Source organism: Paenibacillus sp. E194 (genome assembly GCF_000935845.1).
GTDB classification, from domain to species: domain Bacteria; phylum Bacillota; class Bacilli; order Paenibacillales; family Paenibacillaceae; genus Paenibacillus_B; species Paenibacillus_B alvei_B.
This window is the reverse complement of sequence record NZ_JMDX01000279.1, coordinates 1-6,680: the sequence shown is the minus strand read 5'-3', so window position 1 is coordinate 6,680 and position 6,680 is coordinate 1. Positions and strand designations below refer to the sequence as shown.

The following is a 6,680-nucleotide window of genomic DNA, read 5'->3' as shown; positions in this document are numbered from 1 at the left end:
TTCTTCTTATCATCGCTCTTCGTAATTGATCTACCTTTATTTATCCAACAGCCCGCGATGCATGGCCTTCCACACAAGCTGCGAGAACAGACTGTTCGACCAAGCGAACCATGGACGTGTAAATACATTCGGATCATCCGCGAGGAAGCCCTCATGCATGAAGCCTGTATCCGCATCTGTTGCTTCCAGCATATCAATCATAGCGAGCATTTCTTCATCGCTTGCTGCCGTTAATCCTTGCATGGACAACGCCATGTGCCATACATAGCCGTCTGGCGTATGTGGGCTGCCGATTCCTTTTGCAACCTTGCCTTCGAAGTAGTACGGATTTTCTTTGCTCAAAATAAACTTACGTGTATTTTCATAAATCGGATCACTTGCGTCCGCATATCCAATATAAGGGATGGACAGCAAGCTTGGCGTCCCTGCATCATCCAAGAGGCAGTAGTTGCCGAAGCCATCTGTTTCATACACATAAATCTTGCCGTATGTCGGATGGTTGTGAACCCCGTACAATTGGATGCCGTGATTGATTTCCTCTTCCAGCTTCGCCATTTCGCTAACGAACTCTTCGTCACGGAAGCCGTATTTTGCAATTTCCTGCATTTGACGCAAGCTGACAACCGCGAACATATTAGAAGGAATGCTATAGTGGAAGTCGCATGCATCATCACTTGGACGGAATCCGGACCAAGTCATTCCTGTGTAATTCACAGGCATTCCCTTGCCGTCATTGCGAATCGTATCAATCGCTGGACAGTTCACACGTGTGAAGCGGTATTGCGATTGCTCGAAGTGATGCTGTTCTGTCTTCCAAACGTCCACAATTTTGCGCATAGCGGATTTGAAGTTCGTATCGAAAATATCGGTACGTCCTGTCTCTTTCCAATACATATATGCAAGGCGAATCGAGAAGCACATCGAATCCAGCTCATACTTGCGTTCCCATACCCATGGGGACATCTCGGTCTGGTCATTCGCATCCCAGTGCCAGTCATTCGCAGTCTCGTTGAACGCGTTTGCATATGGGTCAATATTAATATAGAACATGTGACGCTTGATCAAACCACCGATAATGCGCTGCAAGTCCTTGTCATCCTTCGCGAAAGGAACGTAATGAATCACCTGTTCCACCGAGTCGCGCAGCCACATTGCGGGAATATCTCCAGTCAAGACGAATGTTGTCCCGTCATCCAGCAATTTAGTCGTTGTTTCCAACGTGTTCGGGAAGCAGTTCTTGAACAGCTTCAACAACTTAGGACGATGCGCCAGCTTCTGTTCCGCTTCTTCCATAACGCGGACGACTGCTTTTGGCAAGTCAAATGCAGGTACATCGATTTTAGGCAAACGAAATTGTTCCATGTTATTATCCTCCACCTGTTCTCCACATGATGTAATTATCTCTCTTGTCACACTTCGGCAGGCCCGTTGTGAGCTTGTCCCCCGTGGCTCCTTACAGTGTACATGCAAACGCTTCATCTTACTAGACAGATCGAGAAACTTTATCATGTTGCACAAAAATGTTCCACATCAAGATAGCAAATGAGTTCCCATTTCATACTCACAAAGGATTGACATTCCTCTTTATTTCAGGTGAACTGGTAGATAGGCATCTCAATTGCGGCAGCTTCTCATGCAGCTGCATAAGAGATGCTCCGTAACGAGGAGGGGAACAATGCCCAACGTATGGACGCATTTACTATTCGGCCAAGAGGCGCTTGACGACGCTGGCATCGCCCATTGGATATCGCCCGACTCCCAGAAACGCATGTTCAATATGGGGTGCCAGGGGCCTGATTTTCTATTCTATCATCAATTTCTGCCATGGCAGCGCAATAAAGTAATGAACGAGCTTGGAAGCGCCATGCACAATAAGCAATGCGGTCCATTTCTGCTCGACTTGATCGATTCTGCACCCAAGGGAGATATGCTATCTCGCGTATACGCCCTCGGATTTCTGCTGCATCATATCCTTGATCGGAACATGCATCCTTATGTATTTGTGCGTTCAGGATTCCGCAAATGGGATCACCAGCGGTTCGAGGTGTTGATGGATACCCACGTGCTGCGCGCCAAGCGCAATATCGCGACATGGAATACACCGGTATGGAAAGAAATCGATACGGGCGGACAGTTCCCGAAAGCAATGGTCAGTGCACTGCATGCCTTAACGGGCCGATACTACCCTGAGCTGTCCAAGCGAGTGGATACACGCTATTGGAACGACGCCAATCGTGCTATGGTGCGCGCACAGAAGCTATTCCATGACCCGTCTGGGATGAAGCAGCTTCTGACATGTAAACAAATCGAACCGTTTGTTTACAAGCGGACACCACCAGCCTATGATGTGTTGAATGAAGCACGAAGACCATGGCCAGATCCGACGGGCACAGGAGAAATTCGATCCACGAGTATATGGGATATGTGGGAAGAAGCCCGTGAAGATGCGGCGCGTGCTGTATCGGCTGCCGCCGCCTACTGGAACATCAAGGAGGAAGCGAATCAAGATCCGCGTTCAGTTGCTAACGCGTACGAGAGTCTTCGATCAGCAATTGGCAACCGATCTTATGAGACTGGCCTTCCCCTGGAGCAGGATCGACCTATCATCATCGAAGACCCAATTTGGGATACGTAAATAACAAGGCTCTCTGAAGCAGAACAGCGATGTCCTCTGCCTCAGAGAGCCTTTTCCATTCGTTACCGTGATTGCGTAACATTCGCGACAATGACAAGATCCCGCTTGAAACGCTTGCGAAATGCCGTGCGAACCGCATAGGCTTCCGATACTTCAAGCAGCGGTGGTGTCGAGGCACGCACGTGAAATACGACCTCCTGCTCTTCAATATCACAGGCCACCAATTCTACATCTGAGGCTGCTCCGCGATTGAAGCTTATCGCAAGCCGCAGCAATAGGCTAAGTGTACGCACACCTTCTTTGTCTCCGGGAAGGAATAGCGCCTCATATTCACTCCATGCTTCGCCTGCCTTCAGCTTTTGATCAGCTGAGGCGATGAACGCACTTAGCACGAGCTCGCGAGGAGTCAGACCGTACAAGTCTGAATGGAGCAGCATATATAGCGCATGCCGCTCTCGTTCAAGCGGAGAGATGACGACTCCACAATCATGCAGCATCGCGCTCGTATGCATGATCTGCGACCAGTCCCCTCCCAGTTCCATCAGGGCTCCCATATCTTCCACCAGTCGATTGAATAGGACACGGACTCGCTTGGCATGATCTCGCTGCAACCGAAACCGCCGCATCATATTCGTGATGGACAAAGACAGAGGATCATCGATCATCAGCCCTTCCCCCTGGAGCAAATCGAATAGAACACCTTCCCGAACACCCTTGGCGCTTACCGTCAATATAGGCATATCCAAGCGTTCCATCACATACGTAATGAACGTAAAGGCTCCCATAAAGATGTCCGCTCGATCCTTGGATAACCCTTGAATCTTCTCTCTTTCCTCCAGCGACAACGGTCTTAGCTTCTCATGCCACTGTTCGACGTGCTCGCGGCTCAGCACGTAATGATGGAGCGAAGCAAGTGGAACCTTAGCCTGAGCCTTATCCATCTTCGCAATCGTCCGTATCGTTCCGCCCACACCAATAAGCGGATATCCCTCTGCTTGCTGCAGCCACTCAATCTGCCCGAGAAGCTTCCCCATATCGGCAGCAAGCCGCTGCCCCTCCTCTACTTCAAGCGCCTCTCTGACATTATATTGGCCTGCCAGCGTTAGCGCTCCAACCGGAATGCTGATGCTCTCCTTCAAGATCCGATCCTGAATGAGCACCATCTCCAAAGAGCCGCCTCCGATGTCGACCAACAGCGCATCCTTGACATTCATGGTCGATACGACTGCAAGATAGTCCAAATAAGCCTCCGACTCTCCGCTTATTACTCGCACAGACAATTGTGTTGCACCTAGAATGCGGCTTAGGATTAATGCCCGGTTCGTCGCTTTGCGCAGTGCAGCCGTGGCAACCACGATAATCTCACATGACTCATAACGGCTGCACAACTGCTTAAATAATAGGAGCGTTGAAATTAATTTATCAATTTTATATTCCGGAATCGCTCCATCTTCATCGTACTCATCACCAAGACGAACGACTTCCTTCCATTGATCTACAATTTGAAATGTCAGATCCTCGCGAATTTCCGCAATCATAAGACGTACCGAATTTGAACCGATATCTATAATGCCCAGATGGCGATTCTGTGTCGGAACCTTGGCTTCTAGCGGCTTCTTAGGTCGCATCATATGGCATACTCTCCTTCCTTACTCATCGCAATACGTTATGTGCACAGCATCCAGATCCACCCACGTCCGCGAAGAACAGCCTGCTGAGCTTATCATTGCTTACATTCCAAAAAAAAGAGTGACATCTCTTGAAATGCTTGCAATATCTTTTCATTTTGCCATGCTCTGTATGAAAACTCCATCCGAAAGCGCGGAACATAATGTTAATCTTTTGTAAATCTATGACCTGTACCTGTCAAATCCATTACTCTAGCAGTAGACAGCAATGCCCAGTCTATTGGAAGCAGTATTCACACCATAAGCTGTGTTCATTCCTGCCCGTAAATCGCGAGCGATATAGGTATGAAGGCATACATGCCGTCTATTTCATTCACTTGTAACGAAAGACAGGGGATATTATGGACAAACCGCTTATTGCCGCAGGCATCGACATTGGTTCGAATGCAATTAAAATGCTTATTGCCGAGCTTGCCGGACCAGGGCAGCTTCGCATTCTTGAGGATGTTAAGCTTACATCCCCGATCGGCGACGACACCTTCACCCATGGTCAGATCCATTCTAAAGCCACGTTCGAAGTATGCCGCGCGATGAAGCAAATGTCGCAGCTCATGAAAGATTACAAAGTGAAAACGTATCGCGCCTGTGCGACGAGCGGGGTTAGAGAGGCAAGCAATCGCGGGTACTTTCTAGATAACCTTCGCCGTTACACGGACATGGACATCGAGCTGGTTGATAGCTCTGTCGAACGATATTTGACCTATATCGGACTGAATATCGGCGTTGAACAAATGCCGCAGCTGCGTGAGGAAGGACTGCTGGTCGTCGAAATTGGCAGCGCCGGTGTCCAGCTAAGCGTATATGCATCTGGAAAATTGCAATTTTCCGAATATGTTCGCATCGGTATCTTGAAGCTGAAGGAAGTGCTTGATTCCTTGCGGGGCGAGTCGCTGCATTATTCCAATGTTCTTCAGCAATATATTGAAAGTCAACTGGACATGCTGCGTCGCCGTATGTCTTCCTATACCATCAAGCATCTGATTGTCCTCGGCGGAGAAGCCTCCACCTTGGCGCACAAATACGGAGAGCGAGGGACAAGCTCAGTCGGAAGCTTACCACTGCGATCTATCGCAAGAACGACGCTCCAGCGCCATATGTTCGAATGGATGCAAGCAGGCACTGCAGAGCTATCGCACAAATTCCATATTGATGAAGAACGCGCCTCTCAGCTAGTCCCAACAGCTATTATTATGTCAGAGCTGCTCAAAGGAACGGCTGCAGAGCGACTGCTTCTGCCGGATGTCTCCTTACGGCACGGAGTCCTTCACGAAATGTCACTCTCAGCACATGATCAGTCAGCTGCGCTGCAAGCGTTGTATATCGAAGATATGACGGCGTCCGCCTTCCATGCTGCCGAACGCGTTCAGCTTGATATGGAGCACTCCAGACAGGTTCGAAGACTTGCTAAAAAGCTCTTTGATCGCTTGAACAGCTTATTTCGCATGGATCCATCTCGCAAACTATGCTTGGAGCTGGCTGCTATCTTGCATGATATCGGCAAGACCATATCCCAGGAGGGCCATGCTGCCAATTCATATCATATGATTAAAGCGATGGACTGGCTAGGTCTGTCTGAGAAGGACAAGGAGCTTGTCGCAAGTATGGCATTATACCATCCGCGCAGTGCTCAAGTGCCTCTAAGACCGGATATGAGTGAACAGGAGCAGTTGGTACTGTCCAAGCTCACCTCTATCCTCAAGCTGGCCGATGCGCTCGATATTGCCCACCTGCAGAAAGTTAAAGATTTCACCATCCATATTAAAAAAGGCACTTACATTACGTTGATTCCTACCTATGAGGGTAGCTTGGAGTTGGAACGGTGGGCCTTCCAACATGAAAGCTCATTCTTCGAGCAAGTGAGCGGATATCCTATCCTACTGAAAGGATAGCATCCCTCTCATCTCCCCCAATGACCATGTCATGCTGAGCTACAATCGTTCATTGTGTAAAAAAGGAGAGGTTTCATGATGGCTCGAACATTTATTAACCGCGAATGGAGCCTATTGGCTTTTCATCGAAGAGTTCTTGAAGAAGCATATGACAAAACGAACCCGTTGTTAGAAAGGCTGAAGTTCCTAGCCATAAGCAGCTCCAATATGGACGAATTGTTCATGGTGCGTGCTGCGTCCGTCATTGATCAAATGATCGCAGGTTACGACAAACGCGACCGATCAGGCTGCACACCACATGATACGCTCGAAGGCATCAAGTCTGGTGCCGCCACAATGGTCGAGAAGCAAGCCTACATATACGGTCAGCTTCGGAGGAAGCTGCGCCAGCACAACATTGTAATCAAGCGACCGCATCGATTGTCGATGAATGAGAAGCACTATCTTCGCAGCTACTTTATGGAGCAG

At 48.9% G+C, this 6,680-nt stretch carries 4 protein-coding genes and 1 pseudogene; 3 read left to right on the top strand and 2 right to left on the bottom strand.

What is annotated here, in order from left to right; translation table 11 throughout:
* Positions 1-36: 36 nt before the first annotated feature.
* Positions 37-1,362 (bottom strand): glycoside hydrolase family 125 protein, encoded by a 1,326-nt coding sequence (locus AZ66_RS25055; RefSeq protein WP_044357371.1) that lies wholly within the window; start codon positions 1,360-1,362, stop codon positions 37-39.
* A gap of 313 nt (positions 1,363-1,675) precedes the next feature.
* Here AZ66_RS25055 and AZ66_RS25050 point away from each other — a divergent pair, with 313 nt between their 5' ends.
* Entirely contained in the window at positions 1,676-2,635 is a 960-nt protein-coding gene (locus tag AZ66_RS25050) for a zinc dependent phospholipase C family protein (protein ID WP_044357369.1), read from the top strand.
* 62 nt (positions 2,636-2,697) lie between these two features.
* Here AZ66_RS25050 and AZ66_RS25045 read toward each other — a convergent pair whose 3' ends face one another.
* The gene (locus AZ66_RS25045) at positions 2,698-4,266 is read right to left on the bottom strand and encodes a Ppx/GppA phosphatase family protein (RefSeq protein ID WP_044357368.1); all 1,569 of its coding nucleotides are present in this window, start codon (positions 4,264-4,266) and stop codon (positions 2,698-2,700) included.
* A 398-nt stretch (positions 4,267-4,664) separates the two neighbouring features.
* Here AZ66_RS25045 and AZ66_RS25040 point away from each other — a divergent pair, with 398 nt between their 5' ends.
* Both AZ66_RS25040 and AZ66_RS25035 read left to right on the top strand, forming a co-directional pair.
* Positions 4,665-6,212 (top strand): Ppx/GppA phosphatase family protein, encoded by a 1,548-nt coding sequence (locus tag AZ66_RS25040; protein WP_044357367.1) that lies wholly within the window; start codon positions 4,665-4,667, stop codon positions 6,210-6,212.
* A gap of 75 nt (positions 6,213-6,287) precedes the next feature.
* Positions 6,288-6,680: pseudogene (locus AZ66_RS25035) on the top strand (RNA degradosome polyphosphate kinase); the annotation flags it as partial.